Annotated in this window: 12 protein-coding genes; 7 read left to right on the forward strand and 5 right to left on the reverse strand. The window is 60.9% G+C overall.

What is annotated here, in order from left to right; translation table 11 throughout:
• On the reverse strand, positions 1 to 960 hold a 960-nt coding region (locus RHODMAR_RS11570; protein ID WP_008714671.1), incomplete at its 3' end, for an IS110 family transposase.
• Positions 961 to 1237: 277 nt separating this feature from the next.
• On the opposite strand from RHODMAR_RS11570, the gene RHODMAR_RS11575 reads away from it, so the two are divergent.
• Genes RHODMAR_RS11575 through RHODMAR_RS11585 form a run of 3 tightly spaced genes read left to right on the forward strand, consistent with a single transcriptional unit; the run spans position 1238 to position 5042 of the window.
• Positions 1238 to 3688, forward strand: a complete 2451-nt coding sequence (locus RHODMAR_RS11575; RefSeq protein WP_042938861.1) for an AAA family ATPase — start codon at positions 1238 to 1240, stop codon at positions 3686 to 3688.
• Positions 3685 to 4041, forward strand: coding sequence for a hypothetical protein (locus RHODMAR_RS11580; RefSeq protein WP_042938864.1), 357 nt, complete (start codon positions 3685 to 3687; stop codon positions 4039 to 4041). Before RHODMAR_RS11575 ends, RHODMAR_RS11580 begins: the two co-directional genes overlap by 4 nt.
• Positions 4038 to 5042 carry an HNH endonuclease gene (locus tag RHODMAR_RS11585; protein ID WP_008714678.1) on the forward strand — a complete coding sequence of 335 codons (1005 nt, stop codon included), beginning with the start codon at positions 4038 to 4040 and terminating at the stop codon, positions 5040 to 5042. Before RHODMAR_RS11580 ends, RHODMAR_RS11585 begins: the two co-directional genes overlap by 4 nt.
• A 212-nt stretch (positions 5043 to 5254) precedes the next feature.
• Here RHODMAR_RS11585 and RHODMAR_RS11590 read toward each other — a convergent pair whose 3' ends face one another.
• From RHODMAR_RS11590 to RHODMAR_RS11605, 4 genes are all read right to left on the reverse strand, one after another.
• Positions 5255 to 7081: a membrane protein gene (locus tag RHODMAR_RS11590; RefSeq protein ID WP_008714680.1), complete on the reverse strand. Its 1827-nt coding sequence runs from the start codon at positions 7079 to 7081 to the stop codon at positions 5255 to 5257.
• Between the two features lie 280 nt (positions 7082 to 7361).
• Entirely contained in the window at positions 7362 to 10490 is a 3129-nt protein-coding gene (locus tag RHODMAR_RS11595; protein WP_008714683.1) for a helicase, read from the reverse strand.
• The gene (locus tag RHODMAR_RS11600; RefSeq protein WP_008714684.1) at positions 10487 to 12271 is read right to left on the reverse strand and encodes a phospholipase D family protein; all 1785 of its coding nucleotides are present in this window, start codon (positions 12269 to 12271) and stop codon (positions 10487 to 10489) included. Before RHODMAR_RS11600 ends, RHODMAR_RS11595 begins: the two co-directional genes overlap by 4 nt.
• Entirely contained in the window at positions 12258 to 13472 is a 1215-nt protein-coding gene (locus RHODMAR_RS11605) for a DUF6361 family protein (RefSeq protein ID WP_008714686.1), read from the reverse strand. The genes RHODMAR_RS11600 and RHODMAR_RS11605 overlap by 14 nt, the downstream gene beginning before the upstream one ends.
• Before the next feature lie 443 nt (positions 13473 to 13915).
• On the opposite strand from RHODMAR_RS11605, the gene RHODMAR_RS11610 reads away from it, so the two are divergent.
• Genes RHODMAR_RS11610 through RHODMAR_RS11625 form a run of 4 tightly spaced genes read left to right on the forward strand, consistent with a single transcriptional unit; the run spans position 13916 to position 23040 of the window.
• A complete protein-coding gene (locus RHODMAR_RS11610; protein WP_008714688.1) occupies positions 13916 to 17095 on the forward strand; it encodes a helicase-related protein in 3180 nt (1059 codons plus the stop codon).
• The gene (locus RHODMAR_RS11615; RefSeq protein WP_008714690.1) at positions 17092 to 17865 is read left to right on the forward strand and encodes a DUF4391 domain-containing protein; all 774 of its coding nucleotides are present in this window, start codon (positions 17092 to 17094) and stop codon (positions 17863 to 17865) included. The genes RHODMAR_RS11610 and RHODMAR_RS11615 overlap by 4 nt, the downstream gene beginning before the upstream one ends.
• Positions 17866 to 17891: 26 nt before the next feature.
• Complete coding sequence (locus RHODMAR_RS11620) at positions 17892 to 19886, forward strand: site-specific DNA-methyltransferase (RefSeq protein ID WP_008714691.1); 1995 nt, start codon at positions 17892 to 17894, stop codon at positions 19884 to 19886.
• A gap of 1 nt (position 19887) precedes the next feature.
• A complete protein-coding gene (locus tag RHODMAR_RS11625) occupies positions 19888 to 23040 on the forward strand; it encodes a restriction endonuclease (protein ID WP_008714693.1) in 3153 nt (1050 codons plus the stop codon).
• The last annotated feature ends 655 nt before the right edge of the window (positions 23041 to 23695 follow it).

A 23695-nucleotide genomic window follows, 5' to 3' on the forward strand; every position in this document is an offset into this window, starting at 1 on the left:
CGAACGGCCGGCCGCTCTCTGTCGAGCTACGTAGGCGCGGGTGCGCGGTTCGGTGGACATCCGCACCAGAGCGATGCGGTAGAGGGCGTTGTTCGCTCCGCGATCACCACCTCGCGATAGCCGGTGGCGGATCGTCTTGCCCGATGATGCAGGCACCGGTGCGACGCCACAGAGCGCGGCCAATGCTGCCTCTGTCGTGAGCCGGTCAGGGTGCGAGCCTGCTGTGATCAACAACTGAGCGGCGGTGTCCGGGCCGATCCCGTGGGCCGCTCGTAGTCCGGGGTTGGTGGCGGTGACCACTGCGTCGAGGCGTGCGGTCAGACCGGCGATCTGAGTGTCGAGGAAGTGCACTCGTTGTGCGATCGCGGACAGTGCGATCAGTACGCCTTCGTCGTGGGATTCGCTCGATGATGTCGGGGTCTTCGCAAGTGCTGTGAGCATCGAAACAAGCTTGAGCACTGCATATTTCGTACGTATTGGCTCTGGTGCGGTGATGAGCATCGAGTGGATCTGGTTGATCGCGGCCGTGCGCGCCTTGACGGCGGAGTGCCGTGCGTTGTGCAGCGCGCGGAGAGGTTCGATCTGTTCGTTTTTCGGCACCGAGTTCGCTCGACCCGACTGCGCTGCGCGTGCCGCGAGGTAGGCGTCGATGGGGTCGGATTTGCCGACTCGGCGCCGTTCGGCACGGTCGGGTCGAGTCACTTCTACGACGGTATGCCCGCCTTGGCGGGCGGCTCGGGTGAACCCGGCACCGTAGGAGCTGGTGCCTTCGACACCGATGCGGTCGAGGCGACCGTGCTCGGCGATGAAGGCCAATGCAGCTCGGTAGCCGGCGGGGGTGGTGGGGAATTCGCGGTCGTCGAGATCTCGCCCTTGTTTGTCGATGACTGCGACGTGGATCGTGTCGGCGTGAGTGTCGACGCCGGCGATGATCTGGTCGCGTCGGGCTCTGCGTGTCATGCTGGTAACCGCCTTCCGAGTCGGATGGTCGACCTCGGCCGGGTGGGCAGACAGGACAGTGATGAGGCGCTTGCCAAGCTCTTATTAGGTCATGTCCGCCCGGCCGGAGCCGTATTCACATGCCCCGAAGGCTGGACGAAACAAGTGATGGACAGCCGCACCGCGGCGTCAGTCGGACCCTGAGTCACAGCCTTCGGAGCACGGGTTCCATCATCACTGTCGGTCCCATATGGAACTGTGGGGTCTGTTAGCCATCAGAACGAACAGGGGAGTGCCGGTGACTGTTGCCGACAATGCTGTCGACAGGCCACTCGTCGACGTGGTGATCGACGCCATCGATGCGGATGCCGAGCTGTCCGACGAGGTCAAGTACTTCGTTCTCGCTGCCCTGGAAGGGCCGACGTCACTGCAGGAGCTTCTCGACGGCATCTCGACCCCGCACGTTCCGGAGCCGTCGGGTAGTCAGCTCGTCGAAGAGCCGGTCGGTGCATTTTTGACCTCGATCGGTGTGGCGGGATTCCGCGGCATCGGGCCCAGAGCAGCGCTGCAGCTACACCCCGCGCCCGGCATCACGATCGTCAGTGGCCGCAACGGATCGGGAAAGTCGAGCTTTGCCGAGGCCCTCGAATTCGCGATTACCGGTTCGAGTTACCGCTGGGAGAACAAGGCCAAGCTGTGGGCCGACACCTGGCGCAATCTACATCAGGGAGACCCGTGTGAGGTGCGGGTGGGGCTCACGATCGAAGGGTCCGAACCGACGGTAGTCGGTGTCGACTGGACCTCCGATGCCGCGCTGAAGGGATGCTCCACCTGGACTCAGGTGGGAAAGCAGAAGCGCAGCACCGGTACCGATGCGCTTGGGTGGAAGTCCGCCGTCGAATTACATCGCCCGATCCTGTCCTACGACGAAATCGGCGGACTGTTCGACGCGACGCCGTCCACCCTGCACGACGCCCTGGCCAAACTCCTCGGACTCGACGAGATCACCGATGCCGAGAAGCGACTGGCAGCGGTACTCAAGGAGGTCAAGGGACCCCGGCAACGAGCAGCGGAGAGCCTGCGCCAGCTCAAGACCTCGTTGTCGGATGCGTCGGACGATCGCGTGAACAATGCTGCAGACCTGGTCAAGAAGCGAGTTGCGGATCTCGATGCGGTGTTGGCGCTCGCCACCGGTGCCGACGCATCGGCATCGCGCGCGCTCATCGGTTTGAAGAGGCTCGCAGCGTTGAGCGCCCCGACGCAGCAGCGTGTCGACGAGGTGGTGGCAGAGCTCCGGGCAGCTGCGGCCGATACCGCGGATTCTGCTGATGAGGCACTGTCGGTGGTGGAGCAGCGTAACGATCTGCTCGATGCGGCCCTGCGCCTGCACAGTGAGACGGGCACTATCGAGTGCCCGGTCTGCGCGACGGGGACGCTCGACGATGCGTGGGCCGGGCACTCGCGGGCGCAGCTTGCCGAGCAGAGCCAGAAACTGGCTGCCTACAAGCACAGCCGCCGCCGACTCGACCAAGCGCAACGCGCCGCAGTCGAACTGGGGAACGAAATCGCCGACGCCACCGCGGTGGAGGGCGTCGACCTGCCTTCCCTGTCCGATTATCAAAAGTCGGTCGCCGTGGCGCGCGAGCAACCTCCGAATCCCTCCGGTATGGCGGATCACTTGGCTACGACGATCCCCGCGGTTATCGAGTTTGCTGAGGCCCTGCGCACCGAGGCCAAGGAAGCGGCGGCTCAGCGTGAGGACACGTGGGCACCGATTGCTGGACGTCTGGCCGCGTGGGCCACCCTCGAGTCCGCGGCGCGAGAGGCGGATGAGGCTGTCAAGAACGTCGACGCGGCCAAGAAGTGGAGTGCCTCGCATGCCAAGCAATTGCGGGATCAGCGGCTCGCTCCGATTGCCGAGCAGGCACGCGACATTTGGGCGGAGTTGCGGCAGGAAAGCAATGTCGACATCGGTGCTATCAACTTGGTGGGCCACAACACCAGCAGGCGAGTGGTGATGACCGGCTCGGTGGACGGTGTCGAGTCCGAGGCACTGTCGGTGATGAGCCAGGGCGAGCTGCATGCGTTGGCGTTGGCGCTGTTCATTCCGAGGGCGACGACACCGAACAGTCCGTTCCGCTTCATCGTGCTCGACGATCCGATCCAGGCAATGGATCCCGCGAAAATCGACGGCTTCATCAAGGTGCTCTCGACGCTGGCAAAGACCCGGCAGGTCGTCGTGTTCTCGCACGACGATCGATTGGCCACTGCGATCAGGCAACTCGCAGTGGATGCGCGGATGGTCGAGGTGACGCGTGAGACGGGTTCGAGTATCAGCGTTGCTCAAACGCTCAACCAAGCCAAGAGGTACGTCGAGGATGTGAGGGCACTGGTGCAGGACGAGAAGGTGCCCGACGAGGTCAAGCGCCGTGCGATACCTGGACTGTTCCGGCTTGCCCTCGAATCTGCGGCACAGCAGCTCTTTTACGCAAAGCAATACAAGGAGGGCGGCGGTCGAGTAGAAACCGAAGAGCGGTGGTCGTCCGCGAAGACGACCAAGAAGCGGCTCGCGCTGGCCGTCTACAACGACATCGACAAGGACTTGTCGCAGTGGCTGAAGTTCCGGGAAGGGCGCGGCGGAACCGTGCACATCGCCAATGCGGGCTCTCACGGTAGCTCCGATGTGCCGATCACGTGGGGCGTAGTGAACGACTTGGAGAGAACAGTCGACGGGATCCTCGCCGAATGACCACGACGACATCAGCCGTTGTGTCGCTGCGCAACGCGGAACGGCTGTTGGACGGAACCGTCGGTGCTGCAGGCAGCTCGGCTCGCCTCGCGGCGTTCTTGGCGCGGCAGGCGTTGGAGGAGTTGGTGATGGAACGCTGCATGGCGCTGAATGCGCCCGCTCCGGGAGCGAGTATGCGTTCGCGTCTGACCATCCTGCGGTCATTGGACACCACTGAACGCGCCGACGCTGCGGCGGTGGCGTGGAACAGACTGAGCAATGCATGCCACCACCATGCGTATGAACTTGCGCCGACGGTGGCGGAAGTGCGGCACCTGTGCGGAGTGGTTGCCGTGTTGTTGGAGAGCGAATGACGACCGAACCGATGGGTGCCGGCGTGGCGGCATTCATCGACCCCACCGCCGAGATGCTGCGAGAGCAGTGGCTCTCTGTCCTCGCGCGCAAGGTTGTTCCGCAGGGCGTACGGCAAGTGCATTTCGTTCCTTGCGAGGTGGTCCTGTGCCATTGCGCATCGTTGTTGATCGATCACAGCAGGTATGGGAGCTCAACCGCGCACAAAGCCAAGTTTCCGGTTCAGCATTTGGCGCGAGTTTTCAAGAGGCCCCCGTCTTCGATCCTGGCCAAGATGGCGAATCTCGACGGCACACGCAGCAACGGCGGCAAACACGAGCTGGAAGTCGCCGCGCGGTTGGGCGACGTGGAGCTGCTGCAGGGGGTTTACCTGCGAATCCTCGACGTGGCGCGCAGTCTTGGAATCGATCGCGAGGAATTGCCTGATTTCTTGGGCCTGGAGGACGGTGAACGCTTCGAGCTCGAGGGACAGCATGAGCTGAATTCGAGCGACGTCGAATCCTCCCTCGTCGATGCCCTCGAGACGTGGTCGCGCAAGCGTGCCGACATCCCCATCCTGACGACCGCGAAGATGCTGACGTCAGCGGTGCGCGTCGGACAGCATCGGTTCGCCCAGTCGGTGTTGCGAAATCATCAGCACCGGTGCGTGTTCTGCGGAATGAGCGCGGTGATCGGCGGTAAGCGGCGACCACGCATGATGGCGGCAAGCCACATCAAGCCCTGGCGGGACAGCAACAACAAAGAGCGTCTGGATCAGCGAAATGGTCTGACGGCGTGCCCTACTCACGATGTCGCGTTCGATACGGGACTCATCACGGTCAACGACGATCTCACTGTCAGCTACGCACCCAGTGTCGAAGAGGATGTGGCAACTACCGCCCCGTTGAGGCACGCACTGGGAAGGCCCCCGCTGGGCGAACAAATCCTTCTCGGGCCGGAGTCGGTCGCTCCAGAGGTGTCGTATCTAAGATGGCATCGCACAAGAGTTTTCGTATCGATATAGGCCCGAAAAAATCTTTCAAGTGAGCATGACGGCGCAGTTCGGCAGCGGCAATTCTGGACAGCTCTTCGGTCGTGTTGCCCCACTTGCGTCCCTATACCCATCTAACCGGACACGCGGTCAGTCACGCCGGGCTCGTTGCCGGCGTGACTGTCGACGTTGCGGCGGCATTGATCAGCCGTTGATGGTCGGAGAACCTCGGCAACCCGCCAAACTCAGCTTGGCTTGCTTTCGAGTGCCCTGGTCTCCTCCAGCAGCAGTCGATCTGTCTCGGATTCGGCTGCAACTAAAGTCTTGGGACCCAGTCCCTTTTCCAGCATAAAAGCCAGCAGCCGGTTCACCGTGTATTGCCCGCTTCGCAGGGTCTCCAAGGCAGAAGATCTAGGGTCGCTATAGACCGAAAGTCTGTTGATCCGCGCAGATAGGTGCGTCTCAAGGTCGGTGACCTGATACCACAACGCCTCGTCATAGGGCAGAGCGAGCATTTTGTGGGCGTGCTCGACTGCTACGCGGAGAACGAGGGTGTTGGAATCATGAACGGGTTGGCCCTGCCCGCCGCTCGCTGTCGCAGCGGTTGTCGCAACAGCGGCACCCGTTCCGGCCAGTCCACCGAGCATGGCGAGTCCGCCAACCATTCCTCCGGGACCCAACGCCGCAAGTCCACCCGTAAGCGCGGCTGCCCCGAAGACGCCCGCGGGTGCAGCAACCAATAGGCCGACCGGCCCGGCAGCAACGATTGCGACACCCGCTGCAGCTGTCAACACGCGTCCCCAAGGGACGCCCCCTTTGCGACTGATATAGGACTGGACTTCCTCAATCGCTGCTCCGATTCTCGTTCCCGTGGATCGCTGAAACCCGAGCTCTACTGTGATGTCTGCCAAAGCATCTTTCGGTGCCCGGTCGACATCTATTTCGTACGGTTCGACCAAGTTCGTCATCGACAGGACCACGAGCTCCCTGACGGCCTCGTGTAGCTCCCAGCGGTGAGGGAGCCGGGGTAGTGAACCTTGGGCCAGCTCGAAGAGCTCAGGCGCCAAGGCTGTATTCGACGCTGTTGCGGCCAACTCGACTTGGGCCACGAGCTCGTCTTGCTGCGCGCTCAGGGCGTCGGCGTACCGCGCGGCGGCGTCCTTGTTCTTGACATGCCGCTGCACTGCATGTCCGAAGTGCAACGATAAAAGAACTGATGCTTCGGCGTCGGCCAAGCGCACCGCGATGCCCGACTCGCGCAGTGCGACAGCTTTGGTCGGGTACAGGACATCGGCGATCAATCCGGAGACGACTGGGTCGCCCAGGTAAACGCCGGCTCCATGCTTCCCGCCGATGTCTATGGTGAAATCTTGGGCACCAGGGAAAGTCGATGCGAGTCCGCGGCCACCGGTGACCAGGTCGCGGTTGTCGAAGAAGTTGGTCCAGTCGTCGACGCGCTCATATGGGAACTTCTTGAGCAGTCGATCGCTATTTTCGTGGAGTGGCCGTGAACTCGCCGGGCTTCCTATCGTCACGAAGCGACGCACGTGCAGGTTCTCGTGCAGGTTGTCGAGCAGATCGATGGCGATCACACTGCCCAGACTGTGGCCGACCAAAATTATGTCTCCAGACGAAGGGAGGAAGTCTAGGATGTGCTGGAGAATGGCACCGCGGGTGCCTTCGTTCTGCATGTAGCGCTTGACCTGCGGTAGGTCGTACCAAGGAACTGAGTTGATCGCTGCTTCCTGCAGAACTGACAAGGGAGCTTCTGGCAGCCGGTCGAAGCCGAAAGATCGCACGCCGGATTGGAGGCCGAGTTTGCGCTGCACCTTGCCCTGACGGCGCTCGAAACCTCGGCGCCCGCTGGAGTCATGCTTCGGTTTATAAGTGATCGGTGGAACCTTTGCCGAGACTGCACCGCTGGTCTTCAGTTTGGACTGATAGCGCGGAGCAATGACGCTTTCCGGGTCGACCGGCGGGTGCCCGGCCTGTGTGAGCCCTCGGTTGAGGCCCTCCAGCCAGCCCATCTTGGGATCTCCGTCGCCGATTCCATGTAAGAACACGATCCTCATCTACGATGCCTTTCTTGGAGCATTACCGGCGGTCAAGCCGGTCGGTTTGTTGGTCACTGTGCACTATGGGTACGACAACCAGATGAACGGGATGTCCTATAGGTCCTCGGTGTTCATTCGGCCGAATGAATGGCGGCGCAACTGATCGTGGGTGACGGGCTTAGCAAATCCCAGGTTTCATCAATGACGGCTCTATTCGCGGCGCTAATCTGCCGCGCACCAATGTAAGTGGTGTCGGGTGCCTAAAAGCAGGACGGCGCGCAGAGGTCTATAGGGGCCGTCATCGTGAGGCTCCGTTGGTGGGTGGTGGGGAGAGGTCGATGCGCATCTCGGCCAACACTTCCGGCTTGGCTTCGAGGCCCCGCTTGCGCAGCAGCGCTAGCATGTCCTCCTGACGCGGCTGCCCGAACGTCAACCGATACAACGCCAGGTCGCTCTTCAGGCGTTCCAGCCGGGCGACGTCGACGCTGAGCGGGTAAGGCGACAGATGTCGCTCGATCTTCGCCGGGCCCGGATACACCCAGTACGGCGCGAAATCTCCAAGAGCAGCCTGTTCGTCTTTGCCCAGCTCGTAGGCCGCGCGCCACGGGTTACTCGTCGCAAGCATGGCGGCACCGTGGCGGTGGGCTAGGTTACGCCGGACGGCATGTCCACCGAAGCGGTCGATGCGTCCCTCGCGCTGTTCGAAGTCGACAGGATTTGCGGGGGTATTCCAGTGAGTGATTGCCGAGCACCACCAATGAAAATCGATCCCTTCCTGCCCGACGCTGGTGCTTGCCAGCACGAAGGGCCAGAACGGGCTGTTGAACGACCGGCGTACGTCGGGCTGGCGGACAATCTCGTCGGTGTTGCCTCCTCCGTAGCGCAGCGCGAAGCGACTCGTCATTCGAATCGGATCGTCGGGGTGGTCCGGGTCGAATACCCGGTAGGTCGACGGTGTCAATGTCAGTGCAGTCGTGACGTTTTCCGCAATCCCCATCAATGAATCGTCGTCGAGCTCGGCTTGAGTCTCGCTGGCTATGTGGTGGAGGTATTCATCCATGACCGCTTGCAGATTTCCTGCCGCGCAGTAGCGAAGCACTTTCTGCCAGTACGCGCCGCTTTCATGCAACTGCTCGAGCAGCACGATGGTGTCGGGTCGGTTGAACAAGGATCGAAAGCCGACCGCGACGGTGGCCGCGGCACTCCAGAGACCGGCTTCGGTCACTGTTGGGTGGTCGGCCGCAAGCCGGTGCAGCGCACGCCAAGCGATGTTGCCCGGACTGTGGGCAGCGAGGGTGGCTACGGTCGGCGCGACGGACGCCATCGTGACGTCGGAACCCTCGCGTGCCAGTTCGAGGGCCTCGTCGACGTGTGTAGCCAGGCCTCGCTGTCCAGTCGCGTCATCGGTGTCGGCGGATGAATGTCTGCCGAGCGCTTCGATAATTCGGTTCCGACCACTTGGTCCGCCGTCCAGAAATGCCTGCGGCAGTGAGTTTTCGAAGGCAATCGCCGCGCGCGCCGCCTCCGCCACCGCGGACACACCGTACTTGGTCGTTCCCGAACGTAACTCCCGCGTCAGGCCTGCCTCCAGGGCCGCTCTACCAACCGGTGCGCGGTTGAGCTGAGCTGCAGCAAGCGGGTCGGCGCGCCTCGCGAGTCCCGGCATCGGCCAGAACAACGCCAGAGTGGTCATCGACTCCGCCCGACCACCCGCAACGCTGTAGTTGAGAAGACTGCGCTGGCTGCGGCGTCCGGAGTGCTCTCCCTCTTCGCGCGTGGACTCCATAGATGCTGCCCGAGAGGCACGTTGGCTCAGCAGGCTCGCGATCGCCGTTGGCGTCGCCGACCACGAAGAGAACACCAGGCGCTTCGTAATCCCTTGCGCCCACGGCTCGGCGTACGGGCCGCTCGGCTCCAGGTACGGCAGCGATGGCGGCATCCACAGCAGTTGCCACCAACCGTCATCGACTGTTTGCCGGGCGAGAGCGCGAAGCTTGCCGTTGCCCAGGTCGACCTCGCCGGTGCCCGATGCCGCGATGGGGTCGAGCCGGGACAGTGCACGGACAGCGGGGCGGATGGACTCAGCATCGCCACCCTTGAGTCGCGTCTTGAGCTGCTCGGAGAGCTTGTACCCGTCGCAGAAATTGGCGAAGTAGGGCGTAGATTTCCAATATTCCAGGCTGACATCGCCTTTGACTAGGCTTGAAAGATGTTGTAGTGCCACATAATCGAGCAGATCGGTAGCCGATAGATCATCCACGACTTCGATGTGTTCTGACAGCATTCCGCCGGCGACACCGAAGGGCCGTTCGCTGCGGCTCATCACCTGCAGCAGCGTCGCTCTCAGTCGGGCCGCGAGCTCGACGACGGAACGCCCCTGGGTCGCCGCTGTGCGGTAGTCGGCGAGATCGAGTCTGACATCTTTGGCGATGTCGGCGTCCAGAAAGATGATGGTGCGGAGGAAGTCTCGGTGGTGATCGTCGCCGGATTCCTCGGCATAAGTGAACGGCTTGTACGGCGTCGCGGAGAGCAGGAGTACTCGCGTGTCGGGGTAGGAGAACAGTTGATCAGCAAGCTCTCCCTTAGGGCTGCTCGCGTCGAGTAGGTCGGGAAATCGCTGAAATTCATCGAGGATGACGAGATCGGGACTCAAAACGCTGAGTCCGGCGCGGGCAAGCTCGCCGCGCATGTCGCTGATGAGTTGCCGTACCTCGTCGGCCATGTCGAGGGGGACGTCGCGCTTGCGGCCGATGCGCTCGAGCTGGTCAGTGAATCTGGCGATGAGGCCCTTGCGTTTACACGCAGCGAGGAATCTCTTGGAGATCTTGGGATCAGATGGACCTTCGAGTGAGGACTCGAACCACTCGGTGTGACTCTCGAATTTTTCTCGTGACCCGATTTGGCCTCGCAGCAGAACCAACGCGGCATGGCGGTTCCACCCCGTGAGGTCGATTACGTTGCCCAGCAACAGGAACACCAGCGCCCGCTCCTCTACCTGGCCGGACTGGTGGCCGGTGTGGAAAGAGGTACCCGGGGTGAACGAGACCAAGTTGACTTTCACACCTCCGGCGTCGAGGTCGGGTTGCAGCTCCCTGGTGTATTTGGCGAGGAGGCTCAGCCGGCTGGGTATGCCCTTGTGCCGGCCGCCGGTGACATCGAGACGTGAGAGGTTCTGCGCAGCGAGGTCGCTGTTGGAGCGCACGTAGACCACGTTTATCTGCTTGCGCCCCGGCTCGTCTTGCAGTTTCTCGATGGTCCGGGCGATGACGCCGCGGGCAACGAGGCTTTTGCCCAGACCTGTTTCGTCGGAGACGAGGAACCTCCTACGCGAACCAGATCGGTCGAATTGTGTCATCACGTGCTCGACGGTGCGCTGCTGAAACCCCTTGAGCCCTGAAATGACCGGGCCAGCATCGAAAGTGATCATGGGGTGGCCTCCGGGGTGAGTTTCATTCGGCTGGCGGTGACGACATCCCAGAACGAGGCGAAGCCATCCGGCAGATTGGCGGCGCCGTTCTCTGTGGCCAGCATTCGTCGGACGAGGCGGTCGAGATCGTCGATCGACTCAGGCGAGCGAGCGAGGGCGCGGATCACGATCTCGAACACTTGAGGCGCCGGCGCGAGTCCGCCGCCGGACCCGGCGGTCGCGTCACCGAGACCCATCATCGCCAAGGGGTGCGCCTGTCCGAGCCCGAGCAACAGCGCCAGGAAACGCAGGAATTTCTCCGGGGTGTCGATCTGCGAGGCGAGGACCTCGTCGAGCCTGCACTCCGGGTCGCCCCGAAGCTCGGCCCGCACCACGCACGCTGCCTCGCGTCCGGCGTCGTCGGTGAGGCGCAACCGCAGGAACGGGCTGACCTCGATCAGCGGGACGCACTCGACAGTGCCGTGGTTGGTGCGGCCGTCCTCGACGGCGCAGGCCACACCGGGGTGCGCCAGCGGCTCTACTTGCGCGGTCATATCCGCGGGCACCGTAGCGCCGTCACGCGTCTCGAAGCGAAGCGAGTATGCGCCCTCGTACCGGCCGACCGAGACCACCCACCTGCGCGATGCCAGCACGCGCAGCGCATTCTCGAGCTGCCACTGGGCCTCGGCATCGGGATCCGGAAGGGCACCGCCCACGGCGTCATACTGCTCGAGCATCCCAAGGAACGGCGAGCCTGGATCGAGCATGGTCCCAACCCCGAAGTTCTTTTTACCCGCGGTGAGCTGGACGAGAATCTCGACGTTGCGGTTCAGCGCGGCATCGGTCGCGTTGGCCGAGCCGAGAAACAGATGAGCTTGTTGGCCGCGCTCTACGACAACGAGTTTGGCGTGCAGATCGTTGAGCAGCGCAGCAGGCTTGTCGTCCTCGGTGGCGTCCCCGTCGTCCAGTCCGGCAACGGTGCTCACCACATAAGTGGCGTCCAGGCTGTGCACGGTCTCCGGTGCCAGTGAATCGAGCGACGATGCGCGCGAGACCACGGTCGCGCTCTTCGTTCCGGCCGTCAGCTGACCAAGGCCGGCGTCGTTGAGGAATGGCGAGACCACCAGGTGGCGGTAGCCGGTGAAATCCGGGGCGGCTCGCTCGTTGGCGACACCGAAAACATGGAACGCAAGCTCGGTCACGCCCTCAGGCCGCTCCCATTCCAGGTAGCGGACGTCCTCGGCCAGCTGGTCGATGCGGGCCAGTCGGTCGGCGGGCACCGGTTGTCGGGTTCGACTTGGCAAAGACCTGATGAGGGCACTCAACGGCCGGTTGGCGGCGGTTGCCCGCGTTCCACGCGAGGCGTCAAGGGTGAGCGAGACATCCCAGGCATGGTCCTCGGTGAGGTTTCGGCTGAGCACGACCAAGCGGTACGCATCCGCCTCTTCATCAGCCGTGAATCGGATGAGCCACAGTTTGGGGTGAAAGAGGCCGCGAGGAGGGGCCGGCACCTCGTGAAGCATCGGCTCCAGAAACGCCGTCAGAGCGGTGTATTTCGATGGAGCGCGGAGGTAGCCCTCCTGGGCAAAGACGTCCACGCGATCTGCGCAGGAGCGGACCGCCTCGAGAACACTCACTGGGTCGGTTGTGCTGCGGACCGCGAAGCTCGCGAAAGCCAGTGGAGGCACGAGCGCTGCGGTCAGGTCGAGGGTGAACGTGGTGCCCACCGCCGCATTCAGGCGATAGCCCGCAGGCGGGCGCAGCTGGTCGATCAGTGTCCTGCGGCTGTCAGGCGCCAGCATCGGCAATTCCCTCTCTGATATCGGTAACGATGCGCCGGACCTGAGGCCAGCGGTAGACCAGCATCGACGTGCCCGAGGCCCCGGACCAGGTGCGCAGCAACCGATCGTTGACCAAGCGAGACTGGGCGCCCTTCTGGCGGCGCTCTCGCATCTCCACCAGCGAGCGGATGTCCTTGTCGTCGGCGGCCGTGGCTCCCCGGCCGGCAAGGACAGCGTCGATCCACCCGTCCACGAAAGCGCGAGTGTGCAGCCCGATACGTGGGTTGGTGGTGCGCACCAGATCCCACATCTCTTGGCGGTCCCACGCGCGGAGCGGTTCACCGTCGGCCTGGATGCTCTCGACCCAGTCGCTCAGACGTTCCCGATAGCACTGAACGGGCTGCGATTGGGTGGTGAGGCCAGCAGCTTCGTAGCGCTCGGCGATGAGCAGGTTGTACAGAAGGGCAGAGCCCTGCATCACGAGGCTGAAGTGTCGACTGTGCTGCAGAAGCGAGGCGGGCGGCCCGTCGGCGGAGAGGCACGAAGGGTCGACCCAAGGTGGGGTGTCACCGTCGTCCAGCGGGGTGTCGTCGACGAGCAGGTGGGCGAGCATCGTGCCCGCGGCGGACTCCAGGATGCGCTCCCGTAGCCACACAGCTTCCTCGGGCAACAGGTCCATGCCGCCTTCGACGCCGGCGGGGAATCCTTCCGGCGCGGCGGGAAGCGTTGGGTGCCAGTCTTGTGTTCTGCGAGCGGCAAGTTCGTCGTCCGCTCCCACGGCTGGCCCGAGTGCGCCGAGCATCCCCGGTTGGACATCGCGGGTGAGAATGCCAAAGCGGCCTAGCGCTGCCCAGTAAATTGCGGACGGCAACGTCTTGACGCTGGGGCCGGCGACGCGCCCTATAAGGCCCTGGCCCGCACCTATACCCGCGTCCTTGAGTGCGCCGATGAGCTTTCGTTCCTGGTTGTCGGTCCAGGTCGTGAGTTTCGTGCCGCTGCGAGTCTTGGCACCCTGTGTGAAAAGCCATGGGATGAAAAGAAAGTAACGCGCCCGGGTGTGAATGGTCGAGGTGCCGGGAAAGAGTCCGTCGGCAAACGCGTCGCGGATCTGGCCGATGCCGAGCTCGTCGCGGCTCTCTGATTGGGTGTACAACGCGATGAGCTCACGAACGCGGCGCTGCTCATCGGCTGATGTGTCGAGCCAGGACAGTGTTGACGGCATGGTCGGTTCCCCAAAGGTTGCTTTCCCAAAGATACGAACCCTTAGAGTAGAGGCCGTGCGGCTGTTCAGAGATCAATTCGTATCCACACGCTCTGAAACTGCCTTGACCTCGTCCGTCCTCGAGTTCAAGCGGGTATTTGCTCCGAAGGGGAAGAAAGTCCTTGTAGCGCAACGAAGTACGCTGGTATCGAGATTCGGCACGAAGGGCCGGGAACCCGGTGCAGGTCGCCCTCGCCGACGGTCTCCCCTGGAGGCCTCCGACCGTCTATTGCGGGACACGGCCAGTGAAACTGACCGATCACTGGATCGTGTACTACCGTCGGCGCTGCACCTCGGCACCCGCCGAGGTGCAGGTTCTGGTCATGCATTGAGCCCGGACGCACAGGTCGAGTCTGCGAACACCGCTGGCCGGAACTTGCCCTACTCGGAGGGACGTGGCTCGAATGGCGCTAGATGACTCCCGGCCCATCGTCGAACGTCTACGACAGCACCTGGCTGATGCCAGGGCACTCGACGCGCTGTCGGACTCATTCTCCATCTTTGTTTTTGACGCGCTCCGAAAGGAGTTGAAAGACGTCCCGACAAGGTTGCTTCTTCGCAACGGGTCACTGGACGAGTTCCCGCTGAATGGGCTGGACGAGGAACACGTCCTCCGCGCCCGACTGGAGCAACAACGTATTGCCCGTGAGTTCTTGATTTGGGCTGAGGAAAAGCTTCAGGTCCGATCCCTCAAACGTCGTAGCCGGGACTCCTGGACCGTGGTGGACGGGCCTGAACCGTATGCGGTTCTTGGTGCAGGTTTCGAAGCGGAGAGTCTCGGTCTCGTTGCGTCTTCCTCTCTCCTCTTCCCCCGCGAGATCCACGACGCCGGCCAAACTTCAGAGCTGGCTCTGAACTTCGAACGGGTTTGGAACGACCCTGCCGCCTCTAGGCACTCGCAAGAAGACTTTCTGGAGGCCGCTCGTGTGCTTGCGCGCGACAATGCGCCAGAGTCTGTTTACCTGCGGATCCTGACGTCATTGTTCTCGGACTTCGTCGATGAAGCAGGAAAGATCGCTCAGGATCGAGGCCGAACAGGCTTCTTCGAAACAGCGGTGTGGTCGAAGCTGTACAAGTTCCAGCGTGATGGGGTTCTGGGCGCGATCGACAAGCTGGACCGCCACAACGGTTGCATCATTGCTGACAGCGTCGGTCTCGGTAAGACGTTCGAAGCGCTCGCAGTCATCAAGTACTACGAACTGCGCAACGACCGGGTCCTCGTCCTTGCACCAAAGAGGCTCCGGGAAAACTGGACGCTGTACCGAGCCAACGATGCTCGAAATCCGCTCGTTGCGGACCGGTTGAACTACGACGTCCTGAACCACACAGACCTCAGCCGTGAGACAGGCACCTCAGGGGATATCGACCTGGCGCACGTCAACTGGGGCAACTACGACCTCGTTGTGATCGACGAGTCCCACAACTTCCGAAACAACCCCCAGGTGAAGGACCGCACCACTAGGTACGAGCGCCTCATGAGCGCAGTGTTCGTGGCGGGTGTGAAGACCAAGGTCCTGATGTTGAGCGCGACTCCCGTCAATACGCGTCTGGCCGACCTGAAGAACCAGGTGCTCTTCGCAACGGAGGGCGACGATAGCGCCCTGGCGAACAGTGGGATCAGGAGCATCGAGAGCACCCTCCGCAAGGCTCAAGGGAGGTTCACCATGTGGCAGAACCAGCCCGACGGTCAGCGCACGACCGATGGGCTGCTCGGCGCGCTTGGCATGGACTACATCCGCCTTCTCGACCTCATCACGATTGCGCGATCGCGAAAACATATCGAGAAGTACTACGGGACCGCGGACGTGGGCCGTTTCCCGGAACGGGTGCCACCAGTCAACCTCTCTCCACCGATCGACTCGACAGGTCAGTTGATGCCGTTGGCTGACCTCAACGCGGCCATCCTGATGCTCAATCTCGCCGCCTACAAACCCACGTCGTACGTCCTCGAGAAGGCGAAAAAGAAGTACGCTGACCTGTACGACCAGAGCTTGCGCACGGGTGGGTCTCGGGTCTGGCGTCAGACCGACCGCGAGGACAACATCGTTCATCTGATGCGGATAGGACTTCTCAAGCGACTGGAGTCGTCCGTCCACTCATTGTCGCTGACGGTCGCCAAGATCCTTGGGAAGGTCGAAGCGGCTATCGACCGCATCGATGTCTTCGCGGCTCGTGGCGACGCAGGTCTTTCGATCAACAGCTTCGACGAACTGTCCGAGATCGATATGGAAGACCAGGAGCTGGAAGACGTCGTCGGCGGGAAGGTTCGGGTGTTTCTCGCCGACGTCGACCGGGTCAGATGGCGGCAAGATTTGGTGGAAGATCGAGACACATTGCGCGAAGTCCTCGCCGAGGTCTCGGCTGTGGATGTGAGCCGCGACGCGAAGCTCGCCGAGCTCAAGGGACTTTTGCTCGAGAAGGCCAAGAACCCCACGAACGGCGACAACCGCAAGTCGCTGATTTTTACGGCCTACTCCGACACCGCTGAATACTTGTACGCCAATGTCGCCGAGTGGGCTGTTGCTGATCTGGGGCTGCACGTAGCCCTCATTACGGGCGATTCCACAAGGACTACAGCGCCATTGGCGCGACACGGCATGCACGAGGTGCTGGCGGCCTTCGCTCCTCGTGCGAAGAATGGAGATCCCGACGGACCCCAGATCGAAGTAGTAATCGCGACTGACACCATCTCGGAGGGGCAGAACCTTCAAGATTGCGACACAGTCGTTAACTACGACATCCATTGGAACCCGGTTCGAATCGTGCAGCGGTTCGGACGTGTCGATCGACTGGGAACGACGAATGCCACTGTTCATCTGGTGAATTTTTGGCCGAACATCGACCTTGAGTCGTACATCAACCTGGAGAAGCGAGTCTCGAGCCGCATGTCGCTGCTCGACGTGTCCGCGACTGGGGAGGAGAACGTGCTGGACTCCGGTGACGCTGGGGCGATGAACGATCTCGATTACCGACGCCGGCAGCTCGAGCAAATGCGCGTTGCCGCGCCCACGATGGAAGACCTCGCGGGCGGGTTGAGCATCACCGACCTCACTCTCTCCGACTTCCGCATGGACGCTGCCGCAAGGCCTGCAACGGAGTTGGCGGAGATCGAGCACTGGCCGCTTGCCCTATTCGCAGTCAGCAGGTTCGACAGCGCCCTGGCCGACGACGGACTCGCGCCCGGTACGATTTTCCTGCTCAGGGCCCGAGAGGAATCTTCTGGAGTGCCAGCGGACTACCCGCTCGCGCCCAACTTGCTCGCCTACGTCACCGATGACGGGGTAATTGCGCACGCCATCGAACAGCCGAAGCTTGCACTTGATGTCTTGCGCCACCACGCGCTCGCCCAGACCGAGCCGGATGCTGACGCGCTTGCCGACTTCAACACGGCGACTCGGGAAGGTCGAGACTTGAGTCATTATCGCGAGCTGCTCGACGTTGCCGTGCGAGCGGTCAACGGCAAGGCCAAGGAAAGTGCCGTTGCGTCCCTATTCTCCGCCGGCGCATCGTCATACGGCGATGAGGCACAGGCAAGTGGATTGGCCGCGGTCGATCTCGTAGCGTGGATAGTACTCGTGCCATGAACGCCAGCGACGTCACTGCTTTCGCACCGCAGATCGTCCTGGGCCTCTCGTCGGCGGTGCACCAGCCCGGACGGATCCCCAAGAAGACATTGGTGGAACAGGCTGCGTCGCAGATGGTTGATGCCTCACTGATTACCCGAGCAGTCGCCCGTGCGACAGTCGAAGCGGTTCTACGCGTTGACAACCTGAAAATTCCCGCGTACGTCGACGAACAGAGACGCATCGACGACATTGCCGTGATTCATGTGGAGCTCTCAGAGTCAGCCTTATCGGCAGACCTGACAAGGCTAGTAGAACTGCTCCACCGCAGCATGCCCCGCCCATTGATCCTGTTCATTAGCTCGCCTCGTGACGGCGAATCGATCTCCCTCGCACTGACTCACCCCAACTTGGGCGATTTCGATCGCGCCACATCGGTCGTCGACCAGAGCGTCGTCGTTCGGCTCAAGAGCATCGCTCCGGGCGCGCTTAGGATCGACAATCTGAATCGGACCGACCTGTGGGCCCTCTACCGCGACCTAGTTCGCGTTGTCGCCGCCGAGGGCCGCCCCGCGTCTGCGGCACTCAGCGCGAACGAGGCGCTCCATCTGCGTGGGCGGCTGACCGCCTTGAACGCGGAGTTGGCGGTTGTAGTCCGCGATGCCAAAAAAGAGAGGAGCCACGCCGGTCGTATCCGGTTGAATAACGAGGCAAAGGTGTTGAGGCAAAATATAGAAGATGCTGAGGGCGCCCTCTACAGTCCGACTTCGGCCCAAACACCAATGCTCTGACAACAAACCGCTAGAAAGCAGACCCCTTGACTGACGACTTTACCCCGTTTGACGAGCTAACCGGCCCGGGCGAGACAGCTAGTAACGTAGCCGAACTGGCGAGGTTGTTTCCTGACGCCGTGGTCGACGGGGCGGTCGACTTTGACGTGCTGCGAGACCTGCTAGGCGAAGAGGCGGAGTCGAACGGCACCGAGGGCTTCGGATTGCGCTGGCCGGGCATGGCCGCAGCCCGTCGGTTGTCTACGCTTCCGGCGACCATGACCCTGCTTCCCAAACCCGACGAGTCGGTCGATTGGGAGAACACACGGAACATCGTGATCGAGGGGGACAACCTCGAAGTGCTGCGGCTCCTACGGCGCGCTTACACGAACTCGGTCGACGTTATATACATCGACCCGCCGTACAACACGGGCAACGACTTCGTTTACGACGACAAGCGTTTCGCTACTCATTCGGACCACGAAACTGAGGCGGGGCTGCGCGATGATGAGGGCGTACTTCAGGCTGGCGCGGGGTCCGATCGTGCTGCTGAGCGCAAAATTGGAGCGTCGCGACACTCTAAGTGGCTCTCAATGGTCTATCCGCGCCTACTCGTCGCCCACCACCTGCTCAAGGAATCCGGTGTCATCATCGTTGCCATCGACGACACCGAACACGCCCGGCTAAAGCTGCTGCTCGACCGCGTCTTCGGAGCAGAGAACTTTATCTCGAACGTTGTGTGGCAGGGTGGTAGAAAGAACGACTCAAGGTACGTCTCAAACGGGGCGGACTACATGCTTATCTATGCAAAGAGCGAGGGTGCGCTCGCGGCGGCCGGCATACGGTGGCGGGAACCGAAGGTTGGCCTGCCTGAGGCGAAAAAGAAGGCGGCGGATATTTGGGCGGCTCACCAGAGTTCCCCGGTCGCTGCGGCTGAAGCATGGCGTTCGTGGCTGAAGGAGCAAAAAGCTTCAGGAAAAATCACCGACTCGGTAGCCCGGTTTGACCAGTTACACACGTTGTCTGGACGCCCGATCAACACCTACGGGAACATCACCTGGCCTGGCGCAGGAGGCCCGGTTTTCGATGTCATGCATCCGAAGACCGGAAAGCCTGTGAAAAAGCCGACCACAGGTTGGCGCTTTAACGAAGTGGAAATGGCCCGACGCATCGAAGCTGGGTTGATCTGGTTCGGCACCGACGAGACCACCATTCCTCGCGGCATTTCGTATCTTGATGAAATGGAAAATCAAGTCGCTATATCGGTTTTTGAGCAGGACCGTAAGGCAGCGAGCACCGCGATGCGGAAACTTTTCGACGACGAGATTCCATTCGAGAATCCCAAGGACCATCGTGTGCTTGCGCGTTGGATCGGCTTAGTTGCTGCTGGTCGCAAAGATGTGACGGTCTTAGACTTCTTCGCGGGCTCTGGGTCGACAGGCCACGCGGTTATGGACCTCAATAAGGCCGATGACGGACAGCGCCGATACATCTTGGTCCAGCTGGATGAGCAGATTGGCAGAAACGGCTTCAAAACGATAGCTGACGTCACCCGTGAGCGGCTACGCCGTACCGGACAGCAAATCAGCGGGCAACGTGGTTTGGATACGACGTGGCTCGACACAGGGTTTCGTGCCTACCGCCTTGCCACGAGCAACGTGAAGCCGTGGGACGGCAGCGGCGAGCTGAACTTGCTGGCAGCGGTCGACAACCTCAAGGCGGGACGCACGAGCGACGACTTACTCGTGGAGATGATGCTACGGCTCGGGATTGACCTAGTCACTCCTGTGTCAATTCAAGTAGTGGCGGGAAGTAGCTTGTATAGTTTGGCCGGGACACTGTACGCCTTCTTCGGGACGGATATTACGCTCAAAGCGGCAGATGAGATTGCCAAAGCGATTGTTGCGTGGAGGGATGAGGTTTCCGTCGACTCCGACGTCACCGTTGTAGTACGCGACACCGGATTCAAAGACTCGTCGTCCAAGCTGAACCTAGCCGCTGCGCTCCAGCAGGCTGGCATCAAGACACTTCGGAGCATCTGACATGAAGTTCACCTTCGAGGCTGATCTGGACTACCAACGCGACGCGATCGACGCAGTAACGGGACTGTTCAAGGGGCAGGAGGCGCTCGCCTCGTATTTCACGGTTAATGCTCACGCTGCATTAAATGAGGGATTGTTCGAGGCATCGGGGGAGTCTCTTGGCATCTCCACCGAGGGCTATGGCAACCGCCTTCGTGTAGCTCCTGAAACCATTCTGGACAATTTGCGGTCGGCTCAGAATAGTATTGGGCTAGTTCCTGAGCCCACGTTGGACTCGATGAACTTCACTGTCGAAATGGAGACAGGAACGGGAAAAACATATGTTTATCTTCGCTCGATCTACGAACTGAACTCGCTGTACGGGTTTACGAAGTTCGTCGTTGTCGTACCTTCTGTAGCGATCAACGAGGGCGTTGCGGCATCAGTAAACATGCTCCGGGAGCACTTCGGTACCCTGTATGGGAACCCGCCGCTGCAGTTCTTCAAGTATTCCGGCAACAATGTATCGCGGCTAAGGTCGTTCGCGACGTCGGCCGGAATCGAAATTATGATCATCACGGTCGCCGCGATGAATAAGGCAACCTCTAAGATCAATAATCCTTCCGAGGACCTTGATTTTGAGGTGCCAATGGATCTCATACGCGCAACAAAACCTATTGTCATTGTGGATGAGCCGCAGAGCGTATACGGCGACGACGGTAATCCGCGTAAGAAGAAGGGTGCTGGCCGGCTTGCGGTGGAACGCATGAGTCCAGTTGCAACGATTCGGTACTCTGCCACGCACCCAAAGTTCGACAAAGGCAACTTGGTCTATCGGCTTGACGCAATTAGTGCCTACGAGAAACAGTTGGTTAAGCAGATCGAGGTCGACGACCTCGTTACTGAGGGTACTGGCGCAACGCCTTACGTACGCCTGCTCAGCACGAAACGAACTCGTAATAAGTTCAGCGCACGCTTGGAGCTCGACGCCGAGACCGCGACGGGCATTAAGCGGAAGGTTTTCACCGTCGGCATTGATGACAATCTGGGTGACTATGCGCGTCGCGATTTGTATCGCGATTTGATCGTCAGCAGTATCAGCGTAATACCTCGGGCGGAGCATGTCCGTTTCACCAACTACAGCGAGGTGAAAATCGGGGAAGCAATCGGTGCCGAGATCGGTTTTGGTGAACGCGCTCGACAGATGATCGCGCAGACCATCCGACAGCATCTGCGCAAAGAAGACGAGTTTGCGTTGCACGGCCGGAAGATCAAGGTCCTCAGTCTCTTCTTTGTGGATACGGTAGCGAAGTATCGCGTCTACGACGAGAACGGGGGAGCTCAGCCAGGCGAGTATGCGCAAGTCTTCGAGGAGGAATACGCCAAGATCGCCTCAGAATCAGAGTTCAACAAACTCCTCGGCGGCAGACCTGCTGAGTCCGTCGCCGCCGAAGCCCACCAAGGATACTTCTCGGTCGACCGAGGCCGCGGAGACGTGGATCGCCTCGTCGACACCAAAGAAACGACAGACAAGGGGCGACAGCAGGCGGGCCTTGCCTACGGCCAAATCATGAGAGATAAGGTCGGCTTGACAACACCGGGCAGCCCGATTCGCTTCATCTTCAGTCATTCCGCCCTTCAGGAGGGGTGGGATAACCCCAACGTCTTTCAGATTTGTGTGCTTAGAAATATGGGTTCTGAGCGCTGGCGCCGGCAGAGTATAGGGCGGGGTCTGCGGTTGTGTGTCGACGGGGACGGCAACCGTGTTCGCGGATTTGATGTCAACCGCCTTACAGTCATAGCCAATGAGTCTTATGAAGAATTTGCGGAACAGCTACAGCGCGAACTTGCTGAGGACCTTGGTATCGAGTTCGGCGTCGTGACGGTCGACGGGTTCGCGCGGATCACTTACAAGCCAGTCGGCGCTTCTGAGACCCAGCCTATTGGGAACGAGACTGGCCTTGAGATGTTCGCCGCCCTGGTAAAGGCGGGATATATCGACTCGCGTGGAAAGGTGCAAGACAGTCTCCGCAAAGCCGTTCAACAACATGCCGAGGAATTGCGCCGGCTGGTCGAGGCGACCATCGCGGACGAATGCGGTCAGGTCGAGATTCGACGGCTAATCAACAGAATCGCCAAACCCATTGACGTCAAGAAGGCGGGTTCCCGCATTTCTGTGCCAGTGGTGCAGGAGCGGTTAAAAAGTCCCGAATTCCAGGCTCTGTGGGAGCGAATCCGACACCGCACGGAGTTCCGGATGGTGGTCGACGAGACTGCACTGCGTGATGAGCTTGTGAAGGCTACACGTGAGATGCCACCGGTGCCAAAGCGAAAGGGGGAGTGGCTCACATACGTTGTCGATCGCATCGACCAGAGCGGGCTAAGCGCAGAGGCCAGCCATGCTCGGCCTGCCGATGTCCATTACGAGGACAGTCAGAATCTGCCCGACATACTCTCTTTGCTTGCTGATCGCACGCAGCTCACGCGGGAAACGATCGCCCACGTGCTGACCGATTCGGGAACCCTTCACCAGTTGAAGCTAAACCCGCAGGCATACATAGATGGGGTGACAGCCGCGCTGAACACAACCAAAGCTCGGTTCCTAATCAACGGCCTCAAATACGACATGGTCGACACGAGCCGCCCAGAATCAGAGCGGAGGTACCCGTTGTCATTGCTTGAAGAAGCCGACCTCTCCGGCTACACGGGGAGCAGTGGGAATATTGTTGTAGACGTTGATAATATTCCAATCTCATTCGATGCGAAGTCCCCATATCGATACCTAGTAGTTGACTCAGGCGTGGAGAGGGAATTTGCTTTACGGCTTCAGCAACGCGACGACATCAAAGCCTTCGTCAAACTGCCAAAAGCATTCCTCATTCCTACTCCGCTTGGTGACTACAACCCGGACTGGGCGGTGATGGCGGAGCGCCCTGACGGTAGCCAGTACATCGTCTTTGAAACAAAGAGTAAAACGGACCTTGCGCTTCTCAGGCCACTTGAGCGCGGCAAAATTCTTGCTGCCCGATGTCATTTCGATCGAGTCCGCGAAGATGTCGGCTTTACTGACCTCAAGTACGCCGTCGTCGACACAATGGACGCGGCTGACGCTATTTTCGATCACACCGCTGACGAAACCTATTGGGCGGTCAATAGCTTGTCGGGAACGTCTTGAAACCAAATTTTCAAGAACTGGATGCCATCGAGATGAAGATGGCAAAAACGCGCGTCGCTTGGGTTACCCGTATTGGGAACAGTAGCGTCGTCGCTGGGGACGGAAGCGAATGGTTTTGAGTTATGCACACGGCTACACGGTAATAGCAATCAAAGTGAGATCGGGTGAAAGGCTGAGCTAGCTATGGAACGTTGTGTCCAGTCATCGGGCATCTGCCATTGCGGCTTTCCTCGGTGTTCGACGCGGCGTCCAAGGGTAAGTCTTGTTCACAACGGCGCAGATCACGATCATCGTCTCCAAGGTCAGCCCCCGTGAGTCATCCAGTGCGTCACAACAAGCGGTGCCGTCAGCGTCGCAAAGGCCAAAATTCCAGGTTCGGATCTTGTCTTTGTGAAGCGCTCGATAAATCCGCTGGCACACACAGGACAGTCCGAGCTTGGGATGGTGGCATGAGAAAACTGGTGCCGTCAATCCGGCATTTTTCGTCCCTGGTGGACACGGTCGGCCAGCGCGCGGAGGTGACCGACAGCTCCACTGACCGGTTCGGACCCTGCGCGAGTGACGGCCGCCGACTCCCTGAAGGTGATGGTGCACACCACCTTGCGAGCCGAGAACGCGAAGAAGAGGGCAGTTCTCTTTAATTGTTCCTGGCGTG

It is taken from the genome of Rhodococcus sp. AW25M09 (assembly GCF_000333955.1).
GTDB lineage: Bacteria > Actinomycetota > Actinomycetes > Mycobacteriales > Mycobacteriaceae > Rhodococcoides.